General features: G+C 36.8%; 22 protein-coding genes, 2 pseudogenes and 2 riboswitches (1 of these 26 running past the window's edge). Of the genes and pseudogenes, 17 read left to right on the forward strand and 7 right to left on the reverse strand.

Annotation, left to right across the window (positions count from 1 at the left end):
* The 3 genes from IGM13_RS04720 to IGM13_RS04730 all read right to left on the reverse strand — a co-directional run.
* A protein-coding gene (locus IGM13_RS04720; RefSeq protein WP_002382058.1) for a hypothetical protein crosses the window boundary here: on the reverse strand, nucleotides 1-135 show its 5' portion. Its footprint begins 126 nt before the window's first position; the window shows 135 of its 261 coding nt (coding positions 1-135); it begins with the start codon at nucleotides 133-135; the stop codon falls past the left edge of the window.
* Between the two features lie 64 nt (nucleotides 136-199).
* Nucleotides 200-367: riboswitch (M-box (ykoK) riboswitch) on the reverse strand.
* Nucleotides 368-429: 62 nt separating this feature from the next.
* Nucleotides 430-1,209, reverse strand: a complete 780-nt coding sequence (locus IGM13_RS04725) for an ABC transporter ATP-binding protein (protein ID WP_002360638.1) — start codon at nucleotides 1,207-1,209, stop codon at nucleotides 430-432.
* An 88-nt stretch (nucleotides 1,210-1,297) separates the two neighbouring features.
* Complete coding sequence (locus tag IGM13_RS04730; protein WP_002384764.1) at nucleotides 1,298-3,070, reverse strand: ABC transporter permease subunit; 1,773 nt, start codon at nucleotides 3,068-3,070, stop codon at nucleotides 1,298-1,300.
* 44 nt (nucleotides 3,071-3,114) lie between these two features.
* Nucleotides 3,115-3,282: riboswitch (M-box (ykoK) riboswitch) on the reverse strand.
* 314 nt (nucleotides 3,283-3,596) lie between these two features.
* Between IGM13_RS04730 and IGM13_RS04735 the strand changes: the two genes are divergently transcribed.
* From IGM13_RS04735 to IGM13_RS04745, 3 genes are all read left to right on the forward strand, one after another.
* On the forward strand, nucleotides 3,597-4,112 hold the full coding sequence (locus IGM13_RS04735; RefSeq protein ID WP_002382060.1) for an AAA family ATPase: 516 nt from the start codon (nucleotides 3,597-3,599) through the stop codon (nucleotides 4,110-4,112).
* A 268-nt stretch (nucleotides 4,113-4,380) separates the two neighbouring features.
* Complete coding sequence (locus tag IGM13_RS04740) at nucleotides 4,381-5,979, forward strand: Nramp family divalent metal transporter (RefSeq protein ID WP_002420064.1); 1,599 nt, start codon at nucleotides 4,381-4,383, stop codon at nucleotides 5,977-5,979.
* Nucleotides 5,979-6,404, forward strand: a complete 426-nt coding sequence (locus IGM13_RS04745; RefSeq protein WP_002358161.1) for a universal stress protein — start codon at nucleotides 5,979-5,981, stop codon at nucleotides 6,402-6,404. The genes IGM13_RS04740 and IGM13_RS04745 overlap by 1 nt, the downstream gene beginning before the upstream one ends.
* Nucleotides 6,405-6,458: 54 nt before the next feature.
* Here IGM13_RS04745 and IGM13_RS04750 read toward each other — a convergent pair whose 3' ends face one another.
* Nucleotides 6,459-8,129: a PucR family transcriptional regulator gene (locus tag IGM13_RS04750; protein WP_002358159.1), complete on the reverse strand. Its 1,671-nt coding sequence runs from the start codon at nucleotides 8,127-8,129 to the stop codon at nucleotides 6,459-6,461.
* Between the two features lie 380 nt (nucleotides 8,130-8,509).
* Between IGM13_RS04750 and IGM13_RS04755 the strand changes: the two genes are divergently transcribed.
* The 5 genes from IGM13_RS04755 to IGM13_RS04775 all read left to right on the forward strand — a co-directional run bounded on the left by IGM13_RS04755 (nucleotide 8,510) and on the right by IGM13_RS04775 (nucleotide 13,848).
* Complete coding sequence (locus tag IGM13_RS04755) at nucleotides 8,510-10,171, forward strand: peptide ABC transporter substrate-binding protein (protein ID WP_002363656.1); 1,662 nt, start codon at nucleotides 8,510-8,512, stop codon at nucleotides 10,169-10,171.
* Nucleotides 10,172-11,422 (forward strand): amidohydrolase family protein, encoded by a 1,251-nt coding sequence (locus tag IGM13_RS04760; protein WP_002420065.1) that lies wholly within the window; start codon nucleotides 10,172-10,174, stop codon nucleotides 11,420-11,422. It abuts the gene before it with no gap.
* Nucleotides 11,419-12,636: an amidohydrolase gene (locus IGM13_RS04765; protein WP_002420066.1), complete on the forward strand. Its 1,218-nt coding sequence runs from the start codon at nucleotides 11,419-11,421 to the stop codon at nucleotides 12,634-12,636. Before IGM13_RS04760 ends, IGM13_RS04765 begins: the two co-directional genes overlap by 4 nt.
* 234 nt (nucleotides 12,637-12,870) lie before the next feature.
* Nucleotides 12,871-13,350 (forward strand): GAF domain-containing protein, encoded by a 480-nt coding sequence (locus IGM13_RS04770; RefSeq protein WP_002360627.1) that lies wholly within the window; start codon nucleotides 12,871-12,873, stop codon nucleotides 13,348-13,350.
* Nucleotides 13,351-13,416: 66 nt separating this feature from the next.
* Nucleotides 13,417-13,848 (forward strand): VOC family protein, encoded by a 432-nt coding sequence (locus IGM13_RS04775; RefSeq protein ID WP_002382065.1) that lies wholly within the window; start codon nucleotides 13,417-13,419, stop codon nucleotides 13,846-13,848.
* Between the two features lie 45 nt (nucleotides 13,849-13,893).
* Here the strand turns inward: IGM13_RS04775 and IGM13_RS04780 are convergent, their stop codons facing one another.
* The 3 genes from IGM13_RS04780 to galM all read right to left on the reverse strand — a co-directional run bounded on the left by IGM13_RS04780 (nucleotide 13,894) and on the right by galM (nucleotide 15,989).
* The gene (locus IGM13_RS04780; RefSeq protein WP_002379300.1) at nucleotides 13,894-14,532 is read right to left on the reverse strand and encodes a sugar O-acetyltransferase; all 639 of its coding nucleotides are present in this window, start codon (nucleotides 14,530-14,532) and stop codon (nucleotides 13,894-13,896) included.
* Between the two features lie 121 nt (nucleotides 14,533-14,653).
* Entirely contained in the window at nucleotides 14,654-14,800 is a 147-nt protein-coding gene (locus IGM13_RS04785) for a hypothetical protein (protein ID WP_002384758.1), read from the reverse strand.
* A gap of 130 nt (nucleotides 14,801-14,930) precedes the next feature.
* Nucleotides 14,931-15,989, reverse strand: a complete 1,059-nt coding sequence (gene galM, locus IGM13_RS04790) for a galactose-1-epimerase (protein WP_002420067.1) — start codon at nucleotides 15,987-15,989, stop codon at nucleotides 14,931-14,933.
* 198 nt (nucleotides 15,990-16,187) lie between these two features.
* Here galM and IGM13_RS04795 point away from each other — a divergent pair, with 198 nt between their 5' ends.
* The 9 genes and pseudogenes from IGM13_RS04795 to IGM13_RS04835 all read left to right on the forward strand — a co-directional run bounded on the left by IGM13_RS04795 (nucleotide 16,188) and on the right by IGM13_RS04835 (nucleotide 22,979).
* Nucleotides 16,188-17,351, forward strand: a complete 1,164-nt coding sequence (locus tag IGM13_RS04795) for a galactokinase (protein WP_002420068.1) — start codon at nucleotides 16,188-16,190, stop codon at nucleotides 17,349-17,351.
* A 15-nt stretch (nucleotides 17,352-17,366) separates the two neighbouring features.
* Nucleotides 17,367-18,356 carry a UDP-glucose 4-epimerase GalE gene (galE, locus tag IGM13_RS04800; RefSeq protein ID WP_086269726.1) on the forward strand — a complete coding sequence of 330 codons (990 nt, stop codon included), beginning with the start codon at nucleotides 17,367-17,369 and terminating at the stop codon, nucleotides 18,354-18,356.
* Nucleotides 18,357-18,370: 14 nt separating this feature from the next.
* Complete coding sequence (gene galT / locus IGM13_RS04805) at nucleotides 18,371-19,861, forward strand: UDP-glucose--hexose-1-phosphate uridylyltransferase (RefSeq protein ID WP_002419834.1); 1,491 nt, start codon at nucleotides 18,371-18,373, stop codon at nucleotides 19,859-19,861.
* A gap of 6 nt (nucleotides 19,862-19,867) precedes the next feature.
* Nucleotides 19,868-20,872, forward strand: coding sequence for a LacI family DNA-binding transcriptional regulator (locus IGM13_RS04810; protein WP_002419835.1), 1,005 nt, complete (start codon nucleotides 19,868-19,870; stop codon nucleotides 20,870-20,872).
* Between the two features lie 9 nt (nucleotides 20,873-20,881).
* Nucleotides 20,882-21,107, forward strand: a pseudogene (locus tag IGM13_RS04815) (AAA family ATPase); the annotation flags it as partial.
* 160 nt (nucleotides 21,108-21,267) lie between these two features.
* A pseudogene (locus tag IGM13_RS04820) lies at nucleotides 21,268-21,585 on the forward strand (hypothetical protein); the annotation flags it as partial.
* Nucleotides 21,586-21,612: 27 nt separating this feature from the next.
* Nucleotides 21,613-21,921, forward strand: coding sequence for a hypothetical protein (locus IGM13_RS04825; RefSeq protein WP_002382077.1), 309 nt, complete (start codon nucleotides 21,613-21,615; stop codon nucleotides 21,919-21,921).
* 56 nt (nucleotides 21,922-21,977) lie between these two features.
* Nucleotides 21,978-22,490, forward strand: a complete 513-nt coding sequence (locus tag IGM13_RS04830; RefSeq protein ID WP_179188572.1) for a GNAT family N-acetyltransferase — start codon at nucleotides 21,978-21,980, stop codon at nucleotides 22,488-22,490.
* Between the two features lie 48 nt (nucleotides 22,491-22,538).
* The gene (locus IGM13_RS04835; protein WP_010715093.1) at nucleotides 22,539-22,979 is read left to right on the forward strand and encodes a GNAT family N-acetyltransferase; all 441 of its coding nucleotides are present in this window, start codon (nucleotides 22,539-22,541) and stop codon (nucleotides 22,977-22,979) included.
* The last annotated feature ends 7 nt before the right edge of the window (nucleotides 22,980-22,986 follow it).

Here is a 22,986-nt window from a genome sequence, read left to right on the forward strand (position 1 = left end):
AGAAGAATGTGGGGGTTCTGCATCATCGTCATTAAATGTTCCTGCAGTGGGAATATGAATTTCTGTCATATTATATTCAATAACTTGAACTGTGATGATTACAACAGTTCCAATGATTGCTAACATAGTAGTCATACTTTCACTCCTCTCTTAATTTTAAATAAAAGTACTTAACTGATTGACTAGAGACTAAAAATATACATCAACATGAACGTTGAGCTTTAGCACTATACAACGTAAAGATCACTCTTAGCTATTTTGAGAAAAGCCTTCTCCTCGACCAGTCTTGTTCTACTCATTGGTGTCTCTCGACATTTCTGAGCAATAGCCTATGTTTGTATAGGAGCCTCACCTAACTTATTACAAAGAAATAATAGTCTTTTAAGTAACTCTTTGTCAAGACATAAGCAGAAGTCAAAACAGTTCTATTTACAAATGAATGCGACGAACCATTTCTTCTGTTATTTGTTCTACAATATCAATGGTTGTTTTTGGCGAACGTTGATTTCTGGGGATATCGATTGAGTAAATTTTGGCAATACGACCAGGATTTGCATCCATTAATACAACCCGATCAGAAAGTTGGACTGCTTGTTGAACGTCATGCGTGATCATTACAATTGATTTAGTCGCAATTTGATTGTTTAGCCAAATTTCTAATAAATCGTTAGATAATTGGCTGGCTGTAATGATATCTAAAGCTGAAAAAGGTTCGTCTAAGAGCAATAAGCTAGGTTCGATGGCTAAAGCACGAGCAAAGCCTACACGCTGTTTCATTCCACCAGATAACTCTCTGGGATAAGCTTTTTCAAAACCAGTTAAACCAATCATTTCAATGAGATTACTGACTCTTTTATTTATTTGTTCACGGGAAATTTCTTTACGGTTTTCTAAGCCAAAGCTGATATTTTTTTCAACTGTCAACCAAGGAAAAAGGGCAAAATGTTGAAAAACCATGCCGATATTGGCATCAGGCTCATTAATGATTTTATCTTCAAAAGTAATTTCACCTCTAGTTGTACGAAGAAGTCCAGCAATACTTCTGAGCAACGTTGATTTTCCTGTTCCTGATTGTCCGATAATACTTAAAAATTCATTCGTTTTAACTGTTAAATCAATATTTTCAAGGACTTTTAAATGTTCTGAATGTCCTTCAATTTCAAATTCTTTATATACTGATTTTATGCTTAATAATTCTTTATTTTCCATCGTCTTATTAGATAGGTAAAGGGAAATCACCTATCGTTCTCCTCTCTAGTTTATCTTAAAAATTTAGTCGAGTTGAGTCGTCCAGCTATTAATAGTGAAATTTTTGTTTTGCTGCTCGATATAAAGGTTGCCAAACAAAGGCAATACATAAACCAACAACGAAACACATCGCTAAGGTTCCTAAGGCAGATTTATCTTTTACGCCATCGTTTGCCGCAATATATTGTCCTAGGCCAGTAACATCTATTGATTTTTTGCCCCATTGAATGCTTTCTGCTGCGATATCAGCGTTCCAAGCAGCACCAGCAGCGTTAATAATTGCTGTAATGAGGTAAGGTAAAATAGAAGGGATCAAAAATTTTGTCCACCATTGCCATTTAGATAATTTAAAAAGTTTGGTTACGTCACGAATATCATCAGGGATGGCTAAGTAGCCAGCAATTACATTAAAGAAAAAATACCATTGGCAACCAACCATGATGAGTGGTAAAATCCACCATTCTAATTTGTTGAAGCCCATACTAATAATCAACACAATGAATGGAGTATAAACATTTGACGGAATGGAGCCTAAAATTTGTCCAATCGGTTGAACGATACTTAAGCGCCGATTATCATTCGCAACCCAGATTGCTAAGGGAGTAAAGATAATGCCAGCAACGACCATAGCCAAGGTAACCCGTAGTGTAGTATAAAGGGTTAATCTAGGAATCATGCTGAAATCTTGATGGGGCAAGAAATGATAGAGCTTAATAGAACAATAAACCCCAATAATGGTTAAGCTGACATACCATAATGTTTTGAAAAAATGGCGTAATTTTGCTAGTAATCGATAGAGATAGTCTAGCTTGAAAAAGTACCAAACTTTTGGTAAATCGTAAATCCAAAAGTGACTGAATTTCACAAAAGCTTTTGAAAAGTATTTCGTTAAAGTTGCTTTTTTTAATAAATGATAAATGATGGATTTAGGTGGCGTCGTACTTTCGACATCTGTTTCATATTTAAAATAATAAGTGGCTCGAACTAAAGGTTGAAAAACTAAAAAGTTTAAAATCACCACATTGATTAATAAGGCAAAAACAGCCCATAAACAGGATTTAAAGTCGGCTCGATTTAATGCTACTTGGATATAAGAACCAATTCCTGGTAAATAAAGGTTGGTTTCTTTAGGAAAGGCAACAGAAGCTTGCTCGCTGGCCACCAAGGCAAACCAAGCCGCAGTTTGAGAAATAATAACGTTCCAAAGTAAGCCAGGAATTGAGTAAACAAATTCAAGACGCCAAAATTTTTCCCAAGCATTGTACTTGAACTGATCGGTCACATTGACTAGATCTGAAGGAATAACTTCCATTATTTGATAAAGAGTCAACATGATGTTCCAAGCTTGACCTGTGAAGATGGCAAAAATAGCAACCGCTTCTGCGCCCATCACATTTCCTGGAAATAAACCAAGTAACCAAGCAGTTGTAAAGGTCAAAAAACCTAGCAATGGAACAGATTCAAGGAAATTAACTAATGGTAAAATGACTCTTCGTGCCGTTTTATATTTTACGGCTAAAATACCAAAAACAAAGGAAAACAGGAAGGACCAAGCCATCCCCACAATCATTCGAAACATGGTTCGAATTGAAAAGTAAAAAAGATTTGATGGAGATAAGAAATCATCTGTTTTACTTGGTGTTGCGAGGAATTCTTCTGAGGGAAGGGTGTGGAGAGGGCGATTCATTTTTAGCCAAGAGAAGACGATGATAAAAATGAAAATGCCTAAAATGATGAGCAAGGTAAGATTCCCGATACTTTTAGCAAGTAGGGTATTTTTCTTAGATGATGCAGTGACAGCTTTCAATTTAAAAACCTCCAATTAATCATATTAAAGAGGTCGCCGAATAAAAGAAGAAGATTATAGGGTAATCACAATAATTGAGCTTTGGCTTTCTGAGACGTAAGAAAAAAATTCTAGTTATCTTAGGAAAGCCTTAATTCGACAATCCCTGCTTTACTCGTTACTGTCTCTCGACATTTCCGAGCGATAACCTGTGTTCTTCAGAGTAACCTCACCTAATATGATTCTATTTGATTTACATGCTTATCATACTCGTGACTAAAAATAAAACAATTTCTAGCTAGTTATACCTGAATTACTGTTTGTTGTTATTCTATTCAATGATTCTTAAAAAGATTGCCCACATTCTGTTTTTTTAGGGAGAAATTATCAGATGAGTATGTTATGTAACGCAAGGTGAATAGCATAGGATGTTGTATTTTTAGTTTGTTTCGTTTACTGTTAAAGATGTAAGTAGTAACTATACGTGAATGGATAAAAAAATTAAAAGTAATCTAGCACCTAAATTAAACAACAAAGAAATTTGTTCAGAAGAAAGGAAATTATGATGATTATTTGGTTAAACGGTGCGTTTGGAGCCGGAAAAACGACCATTGCACATGAGTTACAACAAAAACTTCCCAATGCAATCATTTATGATCCAGAAATTATTGGTAGTGCATTGATGGAGCTAGTTCCCGAAGAAATGAAAGAAAATGATTTTCAAGAGTATCAGGAATGGCGTTGCTGGAATGCTCATTTATTAAAACGAATGTCCAAAGAGTCTGGACGGCCGATTATTGTTCCAATGACCCTTTATAAAAAAGAATATGAAGAAGAGCTGATTGGATATTTGAGACGAGCAGGCATTGACGTTTATCATTTTTTGTTAGCGGTCGAGAAAGAAGAAATTTTACAAAGATTATTGAAAAGAAATGATGGAACTTTTGAATGGGGGAAAAATAAGTTGCCCGAAGTACTTGAAGGTTTTCGTCAGATTCAGTTTACCGAGATTTTTAGAAATCATTCAGCTGACACGACAGAAATTGTAGCATCCATTCTTAATAGAATAACCGAATAAAAATAAAATAAGGGACCTAAGCCGAAATGACTTAGGTCCCTTATTTTCTACTTCTTAAGATAATCAACTACCAGCTACCCTAATTTCTTCAAACTTTAAGACCGCACATTTACGACAATCTATTTTTACACTGTCAAAATTTTCTTTCAAGTCTTGCATTTTGTTATTTTTAGCAGTATATTTTAGGTGTACCTAAAATATATTAGAGGTTAACCTTCTGACGGGAAGGGCCTTTTAAAATTATTGCAAAACGAAAGAAGGAATTGAATTGAAAAATTCAGAAGAACATGAACCAAAGCAAAGACATCATTTGATTGAATATGCAAATGGTCCTTCGCTTGAAGAAATTAATGGCACCATTGACGTGCCTAAAAATATGAGTTTTTGGAAAACGTTATTTGCTTACTCAGGTCCAGGAGCATTGGTAGCAGTGGGGTATATGGATCCAGGAAACTGGTCTACTTCAATTACTGGGGGACAAAATTTTCAATATTTATTGATGTCGATTATTTTAATTTCCAGTTTGATTGCAATGTTGCTCCAATATATGGCGGCTAAATTAGGCATTGTTTCACAGATGGATTTAGCACAAGCGATTCGTGCTAGAACTAGTAAGACGTTAGGTATTATATTATGGATTTTAACAGAGTTAGCAATTATGGCTACAGATATCGCTGAAGTTATCGGGGGCGCAATTGCCTTATATTTATTATTTCATATTCCTTTAGGTCTGGCTGTCTTCATTACGGTATTTGATGTTTTACTTTTGTTGTTATTGACAAAAATTGGTTTTAGAAAAATTGAAGCTATTGTTGTTGCTTTAATTGTTGTTATTTTTGTGATTTTTGCTTATCAAGTGGCATTGTCAAATCCAGTATGGGGAGATGTAATTAAAGGGCTGGTTCCTAGCGCAGAAGCTTTTTCTACATCACATGCGGTGAATGGGCAAACGCCACTGACAGGTGCATTGGGGATTATTGGTGCAACAGTGATGCCTCATAATTTGTATTTGCATTCTTCTGTTGTACAAAGTCGTAAAATTGATCGTAAAGATAAAGCCGATATTCAACGCGCTTTACGCTTTTCAACTTGGGATTCTAATATTCAATTAACGATGGCATTTTTTGTTAACTCTTTGTTATTGATTATGGGTGTGGCCGTTTTTAAATCCGGCAGTGTCAAAGATCCTTCATTCTTTGGTTTGTTTGATGCTTTATCAAATCCAGCGGTTATGAGTAATTCTATTTTAGCGCATATTGCAGGTTCTGGAATTTTATCGATTTTATTTGCGGTAGCCTTGTTGGCATCAGGACAAAATTCAACAATTACAGGAACGTTAACTGGTCAAATCATTATGGAAGGCTTTATTCATATGCGCGTGCCAATTTGGTTACGTCGGATGGTCACACGTTTGTTATCTGTTATTCCTGTCTTAATCTGTGTTTTAATGACCAGCGGGAAAAGTACAGTGGAAGAGCATATCGCGATTAATAATTTAATGAACAATTCACAAGTTTTTCTAGCATTTGCTTTGCCATTTTCGATGTTGCCTTTACTGATGTTTACAGATAGCCGTGTTGAAATGGGTAAACATTTTAAAAACTCGTGGTTAATTAAATTGTTAGGCTGGGTTTCTGTCATTGGCTTAATTTACCTCAATATGAAAGGCTTACCTGATCAAATTGAAGGATTTTTCGGTGATAATCCGACAGCGAGTCAAATTACGTTAGCCGATAATATTGCTTATGTCATCATAGCACTCGTCATCCTCTTGTTAGTTTGGACGGTTGTGGAATTATATAAAGGCGATAAACGATACGCACAGCAGCTTGCAGCTATGGAGCAACAAGTAGAGGAGGTTAAATAATGAAATTTTCAAAAATTATGGTTGGTGTTGAAGAGTCGCCAGATGCGTTAAAAGCATTTCATTATGCTATCCAAAAAGCAAAAGAAGAACAAGCTGAATTGGTTATTGTTTCGATTTTAGAAGAGAAGGAGATTAATGTTTACCAATCGTTAGATAAAAATTATTGGCAAGAACAGTTGGCGAAATTAGAGAAACAAACGGAAAAATATCAACAAGAAGCGTTAGCGAATGGCATCGATAAAGTAAGTGTAATTGTCAATGAAGGAAACCCAGGGGAATTAATTATTAATAAGCTTATTCCTTTGAATAAACCAGATTTGTTAATTATTGGCTCCAAGTCAACTAGCAAATTAAAAAGCTTTTTTGGTAGCCAAGCAGCTTATATGGCTCGATATGCCCCAATTTCTGTAATGATTATTCGCTAACAAAATTGAAACAGTTAAAAAAGCCGCCACGATTTACTATTCGTGGCGGCTTTTTTATAGTAATTTTTGTTTATATAAATACACAGCCAAACTTAGTTGTAGCGAACTATCAGGAAATTCTAGAGTTAAGTGAAGAATCTCTTCTATTTTTTTTAAGCGGTAAATAATTGTATTACGATGTACATACATATTTGTGGCAGTCAACGAAATATTTTTATTCGATTGAAAGTAGGTGTTGATGGTTTCTAGTAGGGAACTTTCATGTTTTTGATCTTCTTTTTCTAATGGTTCAATCAATCGTTGATATATTTTTTGTTTGGCTTGTTTGGTCAGGGTTTCGATCATTAAACGATAAAAAAAGAGGTCGTCATAATTCAAAATAGTTCGTTGTTGTAATTCTTGACTTGCTTGTGCTAAGTGGAATGTTTCTTGTGCTAATTTATAAGAATCACACAGATTGGTGATTTTTTTGACAGTTGGACCAATCGCTAATTTAAATGATAATTTTGGATTCAGTTTCATTAGTTGCTCTAGTAAATTCTTGGCAAGATGAGTGGTTTGTGCAAGATAGGTGGCTTCCTCTTGTGCTGGATTTTCTAGTAATAAAATAAAGCCAGTTTGTGTAGGAAAGGCAGTAATTTTTTGTCGATATCCTTCTAAAATATGATTCAATTGATGGCCAATGCTATTCATTTGAATAGTCGGATTAAACAGTTGTTCCAATTGTTCAATGGCTACAAGCAAGAGACTAAATGTATCTTTTTCATTTAATTGCAGATAATTACTAAATTCTTGCCAAGCTTGAGGATTGGTATTTTTTTCTTGGATAAGGTCTTGAAACAGCGCCCCGATCTTTTGCCTCGTTGTTAAATTTTCCGAAGATTCTAATTGAAGTTGTGGTAAAAGGTAGTGAGCACAGACCTCCACAGATAATAAATCAATCGTCTGTAATTTTTTGGTAGTTTGCCAAATCACTAAGTAAGATAAGCTGAGATTTTTCTTTTTGATGGGTAAAATTCGCAAAGATAACTGATGGTTCGCTAAGGAAAATTCAACAGTCAATGGTTCTTTATAAAATAATAGGAGCTCATTGTTCTGGGCTTTTAAAGCTGTCTCAAACTGTTTTTTGAGAGTCGCGTTGTTTAAAATACTGGTTATTCTTGTTGGCGCATCAGGTAAATCAAAATGATTCATAATCTGAAAACGCTCGTCTAAAAGCATTACAGGCGCTTGAATCGCGGCACTTAATACTTCTAGTAATTGGGTACTTTTTCCGCCAGCTTTGATAATTGTATAAAATTTATTATGCATATGAACAGAATGTTGGCTAATCGTTTCGTCAGGTTGATTGACTCGGCGATTGACCAATGAAATAATTTGAGAAAAGTTGTAATTATAAGGGATTGAGAGAATTGGTAATCCGACGTCATTTGCTAATTGGATCATCTCTTGTGGAACTTCATTGAAATAGCGTTGGACTTTAAAGCCTAGGGCAGCGCAGTTCATATTTGCTAGTTCTTGAATAAGACGTTTTTGCAAGCAAGGCTGATCTTTGAAAATATATCCGGTAGTTAATAAAATTTCTCCTGGCGTTAACCAGTCAAAAGCATCAGGATTTTCTAAAATATTTGCTTGTAGAATTGGCGCATCTAAATTGGTCTCGTGTGTCAATAAGGTTAAACCAGGTAGTTCTTCTGCATGGAGTAGATCATTGACCGTCATCATTAGCAAGGCCTCCTTTTGTATGAATTATCTAAAAATTAAGTGTATTTATTGTAAGATGTTACAAAACTATTTTAGGGAAAATAAGGTATCCTTATACTAATAGAAAAAAGTTCCAAGTCATCACGTGATTGGTAGTCACAAGTGACCAAATAAGAACAATCAGCGCTTACAACCTATAGAAACGCATCGTTTAAAGATATAGCAATAGTATACTTAATTTTTAATGCTTTTACTATTGTTTCAGCTACTTTAAATGTCTCAAGTATTTCTATAATCTGTAAGTTTTTTGAGACTCTTATCAGATATGCTTCTTTTTCTATATTTTATCAGAAAATTCTGGTAACTTTGAAGGTTATAGTTTGTAAAATGGAGGGATCGGTATGAAGAAATTAAAAATGTTAGGATGCGTCGGTTTGCTTTTAGCTTTAACGGCTTGTCAGGCGGGAACGGGAAACTCGGCTGATAGTAATAAAGCAGCGGAACAAAAAATTGCAATTAGTTCTGAAGCGGCTATTTCGACAATGGAACCACACACAGCGGGGGATACGACCTCGACTTTAGTCATGAATCAAGTTTATGAGGGACTCTATGTTTTAGGTAAAGAAGATGAATTAGAGTTGGGGGTCGCTGCCGAAGAACCAGCGATTTCTGAAGATGAAACCGTTTATACATTTAAGATTAGAGAAGATGCCAAATGGTCGAATGATGATCCAGTAACAGCAAACGACTTTGTTTATGCATGGCAACAAGTTGCTTCCCCTAAATCAGGGTCGATTCATCAAGCGTTATTTTTTGATGTCATTAAAAATGCTAAGGAAATTGCTTTAGAAGGCGCAGATGTGAATACTCTTGGGGTTAAGGCGCTAGATGATAAAACGTTAGAAATAACTTTAGAGCGGCCCACCCCTTATTTGAAATCTTTGCTTTCGTTTCCTGTTTTGTTTCCACAAAATGAAAAATATATCAAAGAACAAGGGGATAAATATGCCACTGATGCAGAACATTTGATTTATAATGGTCCTTTTAAATTGAAAGAATGGGATAATGCCTCTTCCGATGACTGGACCTACGAAAAAAATGATACGTATTGGGATGCTGAAAAAGTTAAATTAACAGAAGCAAAAGTTTCAGTAATTAAGAGCCCAACGACAGCGGTGAATTTGTTTGACTCGAATGAATTGGATGTAGTGAATAAGCTAAGTGGTGAATTTATTCCTGGTTATGTTGATAATCCAGCCTTTCTTTCAATTCCTCAATTCGTCACATACTTTTTAAAAATGAACAGTGTTCGTGATGGAAAAGAAAATCCGGCTTTAGCGAACAACAATATTCGTAAAGCGTTGGCACAAGCTTTTGATAAAGAAAGTTTTGTAAAAGAAGTCTTGCAAGATCAATCAACGGCTACAGATCAAGTAATTCCACCGGGACAAACGATTGCGCCAGATGGAACAGATTTCACAAAACTAGCTGCTAAGAAAAATAACTACTTAACCTACGATACAGCGAAAGCAAAAGAATTCTGGGAAAAAGGGAAAAAAGAAATTGGGCTGGATAAAATCAAATTAGAATTTTTAACAGATGATACAGACAGCGCCAAAAAAGCTGCTGAGTTTTTCCAATTTCAATTGGAAGAAAATCTAGACGGATTAGAAGTGAATGTTACTCAAGTTCCTTTTACTATTCGTGTTGATCGTGATCAAACGAGAGACTATGATTTAGAATTATCTGGTTGGGGAACCGATTATCGTGATCCATTAACAGTTATGCGCATCTTTACTTCGGATAGTACCTTGGGCGGCGTAACGTTCAAGAGTGATACGTATGATCAATTAATCCAAGAGACTAGAACAACACATGCGGCTGATCAAGAGGCTCGTTTAAATGACTTTGCTCAAGCACAAGATATTTTGGTGAATCAGGAAACGGTTTTAGCACCAATCTACAATCGAAGCATTTCTGTATTAGCTAATCAAAAAATCAAGGATCTGTATTGGCATTCATTTGGACCTACGTACAGTTTAAAATGGGCCTATGTTAACTAATTGAATGAAGGTAGGAAGGGGTTTGTCATGCTTTTAAAAAACTGTAAATTAGAAACAGGATTCTCTACTGTGAATCAGCGAATTGTTGCGACAGAAACAGCTAGCTATGATATTCGAATTGAAAACGAGGTCTGTACTGCGGTCGCACCGCAGTTAAGGCCTTTAGAGAGCGAAACAGTTATCGATGTGAATCAGCAACTCGTTTTACCTGCTCTAAGAGAAATGCATATTCATATTGATAAAACGTATTTTGGGGGACCTTGGAAGGCCTGTCGTCCACTAACGAAAGGAATTTTAACACGTATTGAAGAAGAAACTTGGCTGTTACCTGAACAATTACCAACTAGTTTAGAACGTGCTTGCCAAGTTATTGAGCAGTATATTCAACAAGGCCATTATCATATTCGCAGTCATTGTAATGTAGATCCATCTATTGGAACGAAACATATTGAAATCACTAAAGAAGCATTTAGTCGATATGAACAATACATTACTCATGAAATTGTGGCTTTTCCTCAACACGGATTACTCCGCTCACAAGTCGAATCTTTGATGCGCGAAGCCTTACGCATGGGGGCAACTCATGTCGGTGGCGTTGATCCAGCCCTTGTGGATCGTCATGTGGATCATTCAATTGCAAAAATATTTGAATTAGCTACCACATTTAATAAAAAAATTGATGTTCATTTACACGCCCGTGATACTTTGGGACTTTATGAATTTAATAAATTTGTTGATTATACAGAACAAGCAAAAATGTTTGGCGAAGTCACTTTAAGTCATGCTTTAGCCTTAGGGGGCTTAGAAGAAGCAGCAATTAGAGACATTGCGCAAAAATTCATCGAAACAGGGATTGATTTGACTTCGACTGTACCGATTGGAATGCCCACCATGCCGATTCCAACCTTGGTTGAACAAGGTGTTAAGATCTCCGTGGCTCATGACAGTTTGACGGATCATTGGTCGCCTTTTGGCAGTGGCAATACAATAGAAAAATTAAATACAGCCGCTCAAAGATTTAAAATTAGCGATGAGTATCGCTTGAATCGTTTATGGGGCTTAGCGAGTAATTTTGTAACGCCTCTTGATCCTAACGGGCAGCGAGTTTGGCCTAACGTCGGCGATTCTGCAGATTTCCTACTATTTAATGCTGAGAGCACTGCTCACGTGATTGCACGCCAACAGCCAATCCAACAACTGATACTAAAAGGACAACTGGTTGAAGCCGTTCAAAAGGGGGAAAGAGAATGACAGCATCCATTGTTTATTTGAATAATGTTCGTTTAGAAACTGGTTTTGCTAAAGACCACCACGAATTAACGTATACTAAAACCGCACGCTATACTTTAGCGATTCAAGAAGGGAAAATCCAAGCGATTATTCCGCAAAATCAAGTCACTGAAAAACAACAAGGCACTGATTTAAACGGACAACTGGCTATTCCCGCTTTTCAAGAGAGCCATAATCACTTAGATAAAACCTACCTTTCATTAGGCTGGCGTGCTAGCCAACCTGTTAAGAATTTAAAAGAGCGTTTAGCAGACGAAGCCAGTGAACTTAAATTGTTAGCGCCGTCAACAGAACAACGAGCAACGGCCATGATTGAAAAATTGATTGGGTATGGAGCCTCTTATATTCGGACACATGTCAACATCGATCCTTACGTAGAACTAGAAAACTTCTGGGGCGTCAAAAGAGCCTTAGAAAAATATGCGCATGTGATTGATTATGATATTGTTGTCTTTCCACAGCATGGATTATTAAAAAATCCCCACACGGTTTTACTCATGAGAGAAGCCCTAAAAAATGGTGGAACAATGGTTGGCGGTTTAGATCCTGCAGGCATTGATTATGCAATTGAAGAATCTTTAGAAACCATTTTTGATCTGGCAGAAGAATTTCAAGTAGGAATCGATATCCACTTGCATGATACGGGGGAAGTTGGCGTTTATACAATTGATAAATTTTTAGACATTTTAGAAGAACGAAAATTTACTCAGCGAACCGCTATCAGTCACGCCTTTGCGCTACTAGATGTACGACCAGCAGAAAAAGAAAAACTATACCAACGCTTGGCAACGCATCAAACGGCGATTATGTCTACAATTCCCTATGATCCTCGTTATTTATTGCCACCAATTGATGTGTTACGCCAAGCTGGTGTATCGGTTCATTTAGGTAGTGATGGCTTTTTTGACTCTTGGAGTTCTAATGTTTCAGGTGATTTATTTGAAAAATTACGTAATTTTTGTGAAATGACAGGAAAGATTACAGAAGAGCAAATTACTCAAGCTTACGTCCATGGCTGTGGCAAAGAAGCACCTTTTTCATTTGAAGAAGAACGTCTTTGGTTTACAGAAGGCGACGAAGCAAACTTTATCTTTACAGAAGCAGCTTCTACAGCAGAAGTGATTGCTAGAAAACCGCAGAAACGCAAGATTATGTTGAAAGGACAATGGGTTTAACTTGCTTTAAAATTAGGTAGAAATAGAATGCTAAAAAGCCAAACAGAGGAAACAAGGTTCAGCTCTGAGCAACGCATAGTGTCAGTCTAGCGGTTACTCGTCACAGTTTAATCCTTATAAAGTGCTTCTGCTCACAACGTGTATCAGCGTTTCAAGTTTGTTTGACTCACTTTAACATAGCACTTTTGCGTATCTTCCTTTATAATAAGACAAAATGAAGGAGATGAACCAAGCATGACTGAACAAACGAGAGAAAACAAAAAAGCAGCCTACGAATTGTGCTTACAACAATTGAGCGGTTTGTTAGAAATAGAAACGGATGCTATTGCAAATTTAGCAAACTCGTCCGCGTTACTTGCACAAACATTACCAGATACCGTTTTTGCTGGGTATTATTTATATAAAGATGAAGAATTAGTTTTGGGTCCTTTTCAAGGGAAAGTCTCTTGTACCAGAATTAAAATGGGCAAAGGTGTCTGTGGTGAGTCCGCGGAAAAACAAGCTACATTGATTGTTGATAACGTGAAGACACACGCCAATTATATTTCTTGTGACTCAGCTGCGATGTCTGAAATCGTTGTACCGATGGTAAAAAATCATCAATTGGTCGGTGTTTTAGATATTGATAGTGGTGTAACAAATAGCTATGATGCGGTTGACCAACTGTATTTGGAAAAATTTGTTACCTTGTTACTAGAAAAATCAGATTTTTAAGCAGACTATTTTTGCTTTCTGACAAATCATGAGAAAATAAAGTATAAAATTTAATCATGAAAGAAGGTGAGTCATTTGTTAGAGCTATATATAAATTTTAAAGGTGAAGCAAAAGAAGCAATCGCATTCTATGAAGATGTTTTTGATACAAAATGTCAAAATTTAATGACTTTTGGCGAAGCACCTGAGGATCCTGAGCATCCTATAAACGACGAGATAAAGGATTTAGTGATGAACGCAAGTATCATTATTGAAGGAACCTATGTAATGATTTCAGATGTTCCTGATATGTTTGGTTTTGAAGTTACGGAAGGAAATAACCTTTCGCTCGTGGTTAGCACAGATGATGATGAAAAAATTGATCGCTTATTTAAACGATTATCTGAAGGCGGCACTGTTACAATGCCATTATCTGAAACTTTTTGGTCTAAAAAGTATGGTTCCCTAAAAGATCAGTTTGGCATCCATTGGATGTTTAATTATTATGAAGAAGATTAAAATAAAAAAGCCCCAATCCGTTATTTTCATTGGATTGGGGCTTTTTTATTCATGAAAGAATTGCTTCTTAGCGATTTGATACTGCCGTTGCTTTTCTGTCCAAAATTGCTGATCGTTTTCATCAATTTTGCGAATGACTTTTGCTGGATTACCCCCAACAATCGTGTTGGCAGGAACGTCTTTTGTAACCACAGCACCAGCAGCGACAATAGCATTTTTTCCAATTGTAACGCCAGGTAAAATGGTGGCACTGCCGCCAATCCACACGTTATCTTCAACAATAATTGGCGTACCGAATTCTAATTCTGCAGTTCGAATCGTTGGATCAATTGGATGACCGGCAGTATAAAAACTAGCACGAGGGCCAACCATGACGTTATCACCGAAGATGATTTTGTTTACATCTAAAAAAATGCAATCCATATTTGCATAAAAATTTTCTCCTACCTCAATATGGCGACCGTAATCTACATGGAGGGGTGGGGTGATATATAACTCATTGCCAGTTTTTCCTAATAATTCTTTTTCTAGGGCCACAATTTCTTTCACATTATCGATAGGAAGTTGATTGATTTTTTGAGCTAACACCTTGCCTTTTGTTGATTTATTTTCGGGTAAAATGGTGGGGGCGTAATATAATTCACCTTTTAACATTTGCATATAATCAAAGTCATTTTGTTTCATGTAAGCGCTCCTTTAGGCTTTTTCTCTATTGTATCAAATCAATACAATAAGTCGAGGAATATGTAAAATAAAAAAAGGACAGATAGCAAAATAGCCTTGCTTATCTATCCTTTACCTAAGGTTATCCAATTTTTTTAACTCTCCCGCCAATTTTATCTGCTAATTTTTGTGCTTCTTTTTCAGAGTGGTAAACTAAACAACCTGATTTATCTCGCGTACGTTTACCATCTGCAGTTAAATAGCCATGAAAAAATTTGATTGCATACATAGACATCACCGCCTTTCTAATTGAAAATAGTGTAAATGGAGCGATTAAAGATGTCAAATAATAGAAGTGCTCTTAACCATTCTTATCTTTTTTAGTTCGAAGATAAGCTTGGTTAAGAGCATCATTTCACTTAATAAATTAGTTTGAAACGGGTCGTTGAGTGAAATTCCTGTTCAGGTGAGAGGGTGATAGAACCGAACAAGGGAAATCTTTCAGCACCAGGACAGACTTGGGTTTCAAATGTGAGCGCTCCGTGATTGATTAATTTTTGCCCTTGAATATCGGGACCGTTATCAGCAAAATTTGCTGAAAAAATAACAACTGAAGGTTGATCAGTGAACATTTCTAAGGTGATATCTTTAGTAGGACTTTTTAAGATAACATCTGGGTTAATTAAATCATGATTGGTTAAGATGAAAGGGTGATCGAAGCCGTTCATCTTTTGGATTTGTTCATCGTTACTTGAAAAAACCTCAGCTAATTTTTTAGGTTTTTGTAAATCAAAAGCTGTCTGGTCGACGGAAGCTAATTCTCCAAGCGGTAAAACTCTTTCATCAAGCGGGACATACTTTTGGGCATTTATTTGCAACTCATGCGCATCAATGGGGATTGCGGGATTTCCAGTTAAATTAAAGTAGACATGATTGGTTGGATTAAAAAGTGTTTGTTCATCTGTAGTTGCCTGATACTCAATTTGCCATTCATTTTCTTCAGTCAATGTATACGTGACTGAAACAGTGAGATTTCCAGGAAAACCATTTTCACCAGCAGGACTCTCTAGCCAAAATTTCACAGAAGGATTCACTTGTGCCTCTTGGATTTCGCTGTGCCATTTTTTACTTTCAAACCCAGGTGTGCCGCCGTGAAGTGTTGTTTGAGTAGGAGTATTAATCATCGTTTGATACGTTTTACCCGCTAGTTCAAAGGAGCCATCGGCAATTCGACCAGCTGTTCGACCAATTGTTGCACCAAAATATAAGTCTTTAGACAAATATTCATCTGCTGAGGGAAAGCCTAGCACGAGTGATCGGGATTCATTTTTTGTAAGAGGAACGTCAAGCGCAACAATTCGCGCACCAAAATCTGTTGCTTTTAAAGTCACACCATTTTTATTCGTCAGTGTGTAAAGAAGCATTCCTTGTCCAAATGATTCAGTTGAAATAGTCAAAATAATCAATCCTTCCTTCAAGTAAATATTTAGTAAATTTAACTTTGTTGTTTAGATTATTTAAATAGTCAAAAAGAAACGCTAAGAAAATAAATCTTTATTTAATTGTATTGTACACGTTTTCAATCAATATGACAATTAAGAAAATGTTAAGTAAATATTTGCAAAAGTTTAGTAAATATTATACAATTTGTTTACTAGTGAAAGGAGCGATTAGTGATGGAAGAACTGTCAATGAATCGATTTGTAGAAATATTTGGTGAGAAAGGGACAGCCTGTTATTTTGCCCCTGGAAGAATTAATTTGATTGGTGAACATACAGATTACAATGGCGGTCATGTTTTCCCAGCGGCTATTACTTTAGGGACATTTGGTGTGGCAAGAAAAAGAGACGACCAAAAAATTCGAATGTTTTCTGATAATTTTAAAGAGGTTGGTCTCATCGAATTTTCATTAGAAGATTTAACCTATTCAGATTCAGATGATTGGGCAAATTATCCTAAAGGCGTTTTAAATTACTTGATTGAAAGCGGACACAATATTGATTCTGGCTTAGATGTGCTCTTCTACGGTACGATTCCTAATGGTGCTGGCTTGTCTTCTTCTGCTTCTATTGAACTTTTAATGGGAACGATCTGTAATGATTTATATGCTTTACACTGTCCAATGCTTGAATTGGTGCAAATCGGTAAAAAAGTGGAGAATGAATTTATTGGCGTTAATTCAGGAATTATGGACCAATTTGCCGTAGGGATGGGAGAAAAAGATCAAGCTATTCTACTAGATACCAATAATATGCACTATGAAATGGTTCCCGCCAAATTAGGTGAGTATACGATTGTCATTATGAATACCAACAAACGTCGTGAATTAGCAGATTCAAAATATAATGAACGTCGTGCAGAATGCGAAGAAGCCGTTCGTTTGCTTCAAAAAGAGTTATCTATTGAATTTTTAGGTGAATTAGACAGCGAGACATTTGAACAATATCAAGCATTGATTGGAGATCCAACGTTGATTAAACGAGCGCGTCATGCCGTCACAGAAAATGAACGAACTTTATTGGCAAAACAAGCGCTAACTGAAGGGGATTTGGAAGAATTTGGCTTATTATTAAATGCTTCACATCGTTCGCTAAAAGAAGACTACGAAGTAACTGGCATTGAGTTAGATACCTTAGTGGCTTGTGCACAAGAACAACCAGGCGTTTTGGGCGCACGGATGACTGGTGCAGGGTTTGGCGGTTGTAGTATTGCTTTGGTACCAAAGCAAAATATAGATGCATTTATTGAAGCTGTTGGCCAGAGTTATCAAGATAAAATTGGCTATGCTGCTGATTTTTATCCTGCATCAATTGATGATGGTGCCAGAAAGTTATTTTAGAAAGGAAGGCTTTAAATGTCTATTTTAGTATTAGGTGGCGCAGGCTACATCGGCTCACATGCCGTCGATCAATTAATTTCAAAAGGATATGCCGTTGTGGTTGTTGATAATTTATTAACGGGGCATCGTTCAGCCGTTCATGAACAAGCGACTTTCTATGAAGGCGATATTCGTGATAAAGCTTTTTTACGTAGTGTCTTTGAAAAGGAATCAATTGAAGGGGTGTTGCACTTTGCGGCCAATTCTTTAGTAGGAGAATCCGTGGAGAAACCGTTAATGTATTTCAATAACAATGTTCACGGCACTCAAATTGCCTTGGAAGTCATGCAAGAATTTGGAGTGAAACATATTGTTTTTTCTTCCACAGCGGCCACTTATGGCGAACCAAAAGCAATGCCTATTACAGAAGAAACCCCAACGAATCCTAAAAATCCGTATGGGGAAAGTAAATTAATGATGGAAAAAATCATGAAATGGTGCGACAACGCTTATGGAATGAAATATGTTGCTTTGCGTTATTTTAATGTTGCAGGAGCAAAAAAAGATGCCTCAATTGGTGAGGATCACACGCCAGAAACGCATATTGTGCCAATTATTTTACAAGTAGCATTAGGCCAACGAGCAGAGCTAAGTATTTTTGGGGATGATTATGATACACCAGATGGCACGTGCATTCGAGATTATGTTTATATTGAAGACTTGATTGCAGCACATATTTTGGCTTTAGAATACTTGAAAAATGGCGGCGAAAGTGACGTCTTTAACCTGGGTAGCAACAACGGCTATTCTGTTAAAGAAATGTTAGATGCTGCTCGCGAAGTGACAGGCAAAGAAATTCCTGCGACAATCGCCCCACGCCGAGCAGGGGATCCTAGTACGTTAATTGCTTCTAGTGAAAAAGCCAAACGAGTTTTAGGCTGGCAACCAGAAGTAACTGAGGTCAAGGATATTATCGCCACCGCTTGGCAATGGCATGTGAAACATCCTCAAGGCTATAATGAATAGGAGAACATCAGATGATGAAAGAAAGTAGTAAATGGATTGCTGCATTTGTAGAGATAATCATAGAAAATGGCGATTGGACGGAAACAGACCGCTATTATTTGACGAATCGGATTGCCAAACTAGTTGGCTGTGATTTTTTTGAACAACCAGAAGCGGTTGCTTGTGAGCAGGAACCGTTGCGTGTGGTGGAACAGCTTTTAAACATTGCACAAGCCAATCACCAAATCGATGACTCAATTACGGAAGCAGAACAACTAGAAGCAGAGTTAATGGATTTTATTACGCCGACCCCAACCATCATTAATCGGAAGTTTATGGATTATTATCAAGAGTCTCCACGAAAAGCAACGGATTATTTTTATCAGTTATGTAAAACAAATAACTACATTAAAACGAAAGCAATCGCCAAAAATATTATTTTCCCAATGGACTCACCCTATGGTAAACTAGAAATTACCATTAACTTATCGAAGCCAGAAAAGGATGCTCGAAAAATTTTGGCTGAAAAGAAAATGAGTCAAAAAAAATATCCAGCGTGTATGTTATGTATGGAGAATGAAGGCTATTATGGCCGTGTGAATTATCCAGCACGGACAAACCATCGGATTATCCGACTAAATTTAGAGGACGAAGCTTGGGGCTTTCAATATTCGCCATATGCTTACTATAATGAGCATGCGATTTTCTTGGACCAACAACATCGAGAAATGAAAATCGAGAAAAAAACGTTCCAGCGGCTCCTTAAAATTACGGAGTTATTCCCTGAATATTTTGTGGGCTCTAATGCAGATTTGCCAATTGTTGGTGGTTCTATTTTATCTCATGATCATTACCAAGCAGGACGTCATACATTTCCAATGGATTTAGCACCAATGGAAACAAGATTTTCTTTGAAAAAATATCCTGAGATAACTGCTGGTATTTTAAAATGGCCGATGTCTGTGATTCGTCTTCAAAGTGATCATCAAGAGGAACTAGTTGAGGCAGCCGAATTAATTTTGACCAAATGGCGCAATTATTCTGATGAACGTGTCTCGGTTCGGGCCTATTCAGAAGATGGTACACCGCATCATACGATTACGCCAATTGCTCGACGCAAAGGGTCATTATTTGAATTGGATTTAGTTTTACGAGATAATAATGTTTCGGAGGAATTTCCAGATGGCATTTTTCATCCACATCCAGAAGTACAACATATTAAGCAAGAAAATATTGGCTTAATTGAAGTAATGGGACTAGCTATTTTGCCACCAAGGCTGGCACAAGAATTAAGAGAAGTCGAAAAGTATTTATTAAAGCAACCCAATCAAATTGCTGAAAGTCATCGAGCTTGGGCGGATGAACTCAGTCAGCAAACCATCACTGAAGCCAATGTCAAAGAAGTGATCCAACAAGGAATTGGGACAATTTTTGTTCAAATTTTAACAGATGCCGGCGTCTTTAAACGTGACGAAGAAGGTCGTCGTGCTTTTGAACGATTTATTCAATGTATAGAAAATGATTAGTTTGAGGTGAGGAACATCGTAACCATTAAAGATATAGCAGAGCAAGTCGGTGTTTCTTCAGCGACAGTTTCGAGAGTTTTGAACTATGATGAAACATTATCAGTTAGTGATGAAACGAAGAAGAAAATATTTGAAACAGCAGAAACGTTAAATTATAAAAAGCGAGCCAGAAAAAAACAAGCAGGCAAAAAGAAAATTCGGTTTGTCCAATGGTTCAGTGATCCAGAAGAACTGGATGATATTTACTATTTATCGATTCGTTTAGGTGTTGAAAAGCGGGCAGAGGAATTGGGTTTTCTTTTAGTCAAAGAATCTCTGACAAACCTGTCTCAAAAAAGATTTGATGGGACAATTGCCCTAGGAAAATTTGATGAAAAGCAAGTGGCGGCCTTAGCCGCCTTAGGCGCACCTCTTCTATTTGTAGACTTTGATGCAATGGCTTTTGGCCAAAACTCCATTGTTGTTGATTTTACTGGAAGTGTTAAAACAATTGTGCAAGAATTTTTGGCGCAAGGGCATCAGAAAATCGGTATGCTTTCTGGGCAAGAATATACGAAAGAGTCCCACGTGGCATTGGTTGATCCACGTTTTGTCGCTTTTAAAGAAACCTTAAAAGATCTGGACCTTTATCATCAAGAATGGGTTGTCGAAGCAGCTTTTTCTGTTGAAGAAGGCTATCAAGCGATGAAAGACTTTATTGAAAAAGCGGACACTCGTCCAACCGCTTTTTTCGCTGCAAGTGATACGTTGGCAATTGGTGCGATGCGGGCGTTACAAGAAGCAGCCATTCGTGTGCCAGAAGATATTTCTATCATTGGTTTTAATGATATTAGTGTCGCAAAATATGTTTCACCAACATTAACAACAGTTAAAGTTCATACTGAATGGATGGGTGAGCTAGCCGTTGAGACAATGAAAGAGTTATGCTTGAATACCCCACCAGTTCCTAGAAAAATTATTGTCGGAACGGAATTCATTCAGCGAGATTCAACGAAACATTCATCAAAATAACAGCAAAACTTGGAGAGTTTTTTCCAAGTTTTTTGCTCTTTTCTGCTGGTTTTCAACAATCAAGAAAATGGAGGGAAACAGATGCAACCAAAATTAATTATTTTACGTGGTAATTCTGGTAGTGGTAAAACAACGATAGCTAACGCGCTTCATCAGTGTCTTAAAGAACAATCGTTATTGATTTCTCAAGATGTGGTGCGCAGAGAAATGCTTCGTGTTAAAGATGAAACAGTCTTTTGGACGTAAGTCGAAACGACTTACCTTCTTAGACTTGAATCTTAAGATAAACGGCGGGAGAGGAGCAGCTTCTTCGGAAATAAGCTGAAATTCCTCGAAAGACGAAAAGCATCTTTCGGAAATTCCTTCTTATTTCTTGAAGCTAAAAACTCCTGTCCCGACCTCTGGCTTTTGGGTATCAAGAATGCCAGTATGTGATTGTTGAAGGGATTTTTCAAAAAGCCATTTATCATTCCTTTTTTCAGGAAATACTTCCTCTCTTTGAAGGAAATGTTCAGGTTTATTATTTTGATATTTCTTTTGAAGAAACGCTGAAAAGACATAGCCAGAGAAACAAGAATCAAGAATTTGGTGTCGTGGAAATGAAACGTTGGTGGCTACCAGAAGATTATTTAGAGCTTGCGGGAGAACAGCGGTTATCTGAACAACTGTCTGAAAAGCAGATTATCAGGCAAATTTTAGCAGATATTCAGTAGTAAGTGCTGCGCTTTTTAGAGAAATGGATGTTGTGGTATGATAAAAAAGAAGGAGTGGTTTCAATGGATTACCAAGAACGATTAAAAAATTTACCACCTGAAGTCATGACAGCTTTTTCAGAATCATTTATTTTTTTAATCAGTAACGATAAAGTTCAACATTTTCCTGCACGAGACTTAACGCAAGCTGAAATGATTCAACGAGTGAAAGAGAAATTAGGTGAAGCGGTGACGTGGTCCTTATGGCAAGGGTTCGTTATTGCTGTTAATTCAGAAAAAACATGTGTTGCTGTTTTGCCCAAATATCATCAACTCGATGGTTTTGAAAATGAATAAGGGAGCGAAGAATTATTCGCTTCGTTGTATAAAATGAAAACGTTTTTTGGGAGGAAATGCTGATGTCTGAGCTAGTGGTTATTAGAGAAATGCAAGAGAAAGATATCTTAGCGCTGGATACTCAATTTGTCCAACAAGGTTGGCCAAGTCGCCAAGAGATTTTAATGAACTATTTAGAAGAACAATTAGTCAAGCAACGAACGGTTTTTGTAGCGGAGAAAAAGGCAACGCTGTTAGGTTATGTGACGTTACTGCCATTAGCTAAGGAAGGACCTTTTAAAAATTTATATCCTGAAATAGCTGATTTCAATGTATTCTTACCATTTCAAAAACAAGGAGTGGGGCGGTTATTATTAAGTCGTGCAGAAAATGTTGCCAAAAGTTATGCAGATACTGTTTCCTTGGGAGTAGGCCTGCATCCTGGTTATGGTGCAGCGCAAAGATTATATATCAAACAAGGATATGTGCCAGATGGTTCAGGAGTTTGCTTTCAAAATAAGCAGCTGAAACCAAACGATCGGTGTGTTAATGATGATGAGTTAGTTCTTTATTTATCGAAAAAACTATAGAGTAGCCAAAGTAATACTCTATAAATATCATTTAGGAGGTTGTTACCCTTGATTAGAAAAATGAAGCCAACAGATGCAGCGGTGTTAACTATCATTAATAAAGAACAATTGGGCTATGAAGTTCCCGTTGACGTGACCTGTAAACAGATTGAGAAATTACTACTAGCCAGTGACAGAGAGTTTTTATATGTTTATGAAGAAACGAAGACAGGCAAGATTTTAGGCTATGTGCATGCGCAACTGTATGAAACAATTTATTCCCAAACGTTATTGAACGTTCTGGGGTTAGCAGTGGCAAAAGAAGCAGAAGGCCGTGGAATTGGCAAACAATTAATGACGAAACTAGAAACGGAAGCTAAAAAGTATAACTTGTCTGCGATTCGCTTAAATTCAGGGGAACAGCGTACAGCAGCACATCAATTTTATGAACACATTGGCTATGTTTCTGATAAAAAACAAAAGCGATTCATTAAATACTTGGATACTTAAGTTATGT

This window comes from Enterococcus sp. DIV0561 (assembly GCF_050539875.1).
GTDB classification, from domain to species: domain Bacteria; phylum Bacillota; class Bacilli; order Lactobacillales; family Enterococcaceae; genus Enterococcus; species Enterococcus faecalis.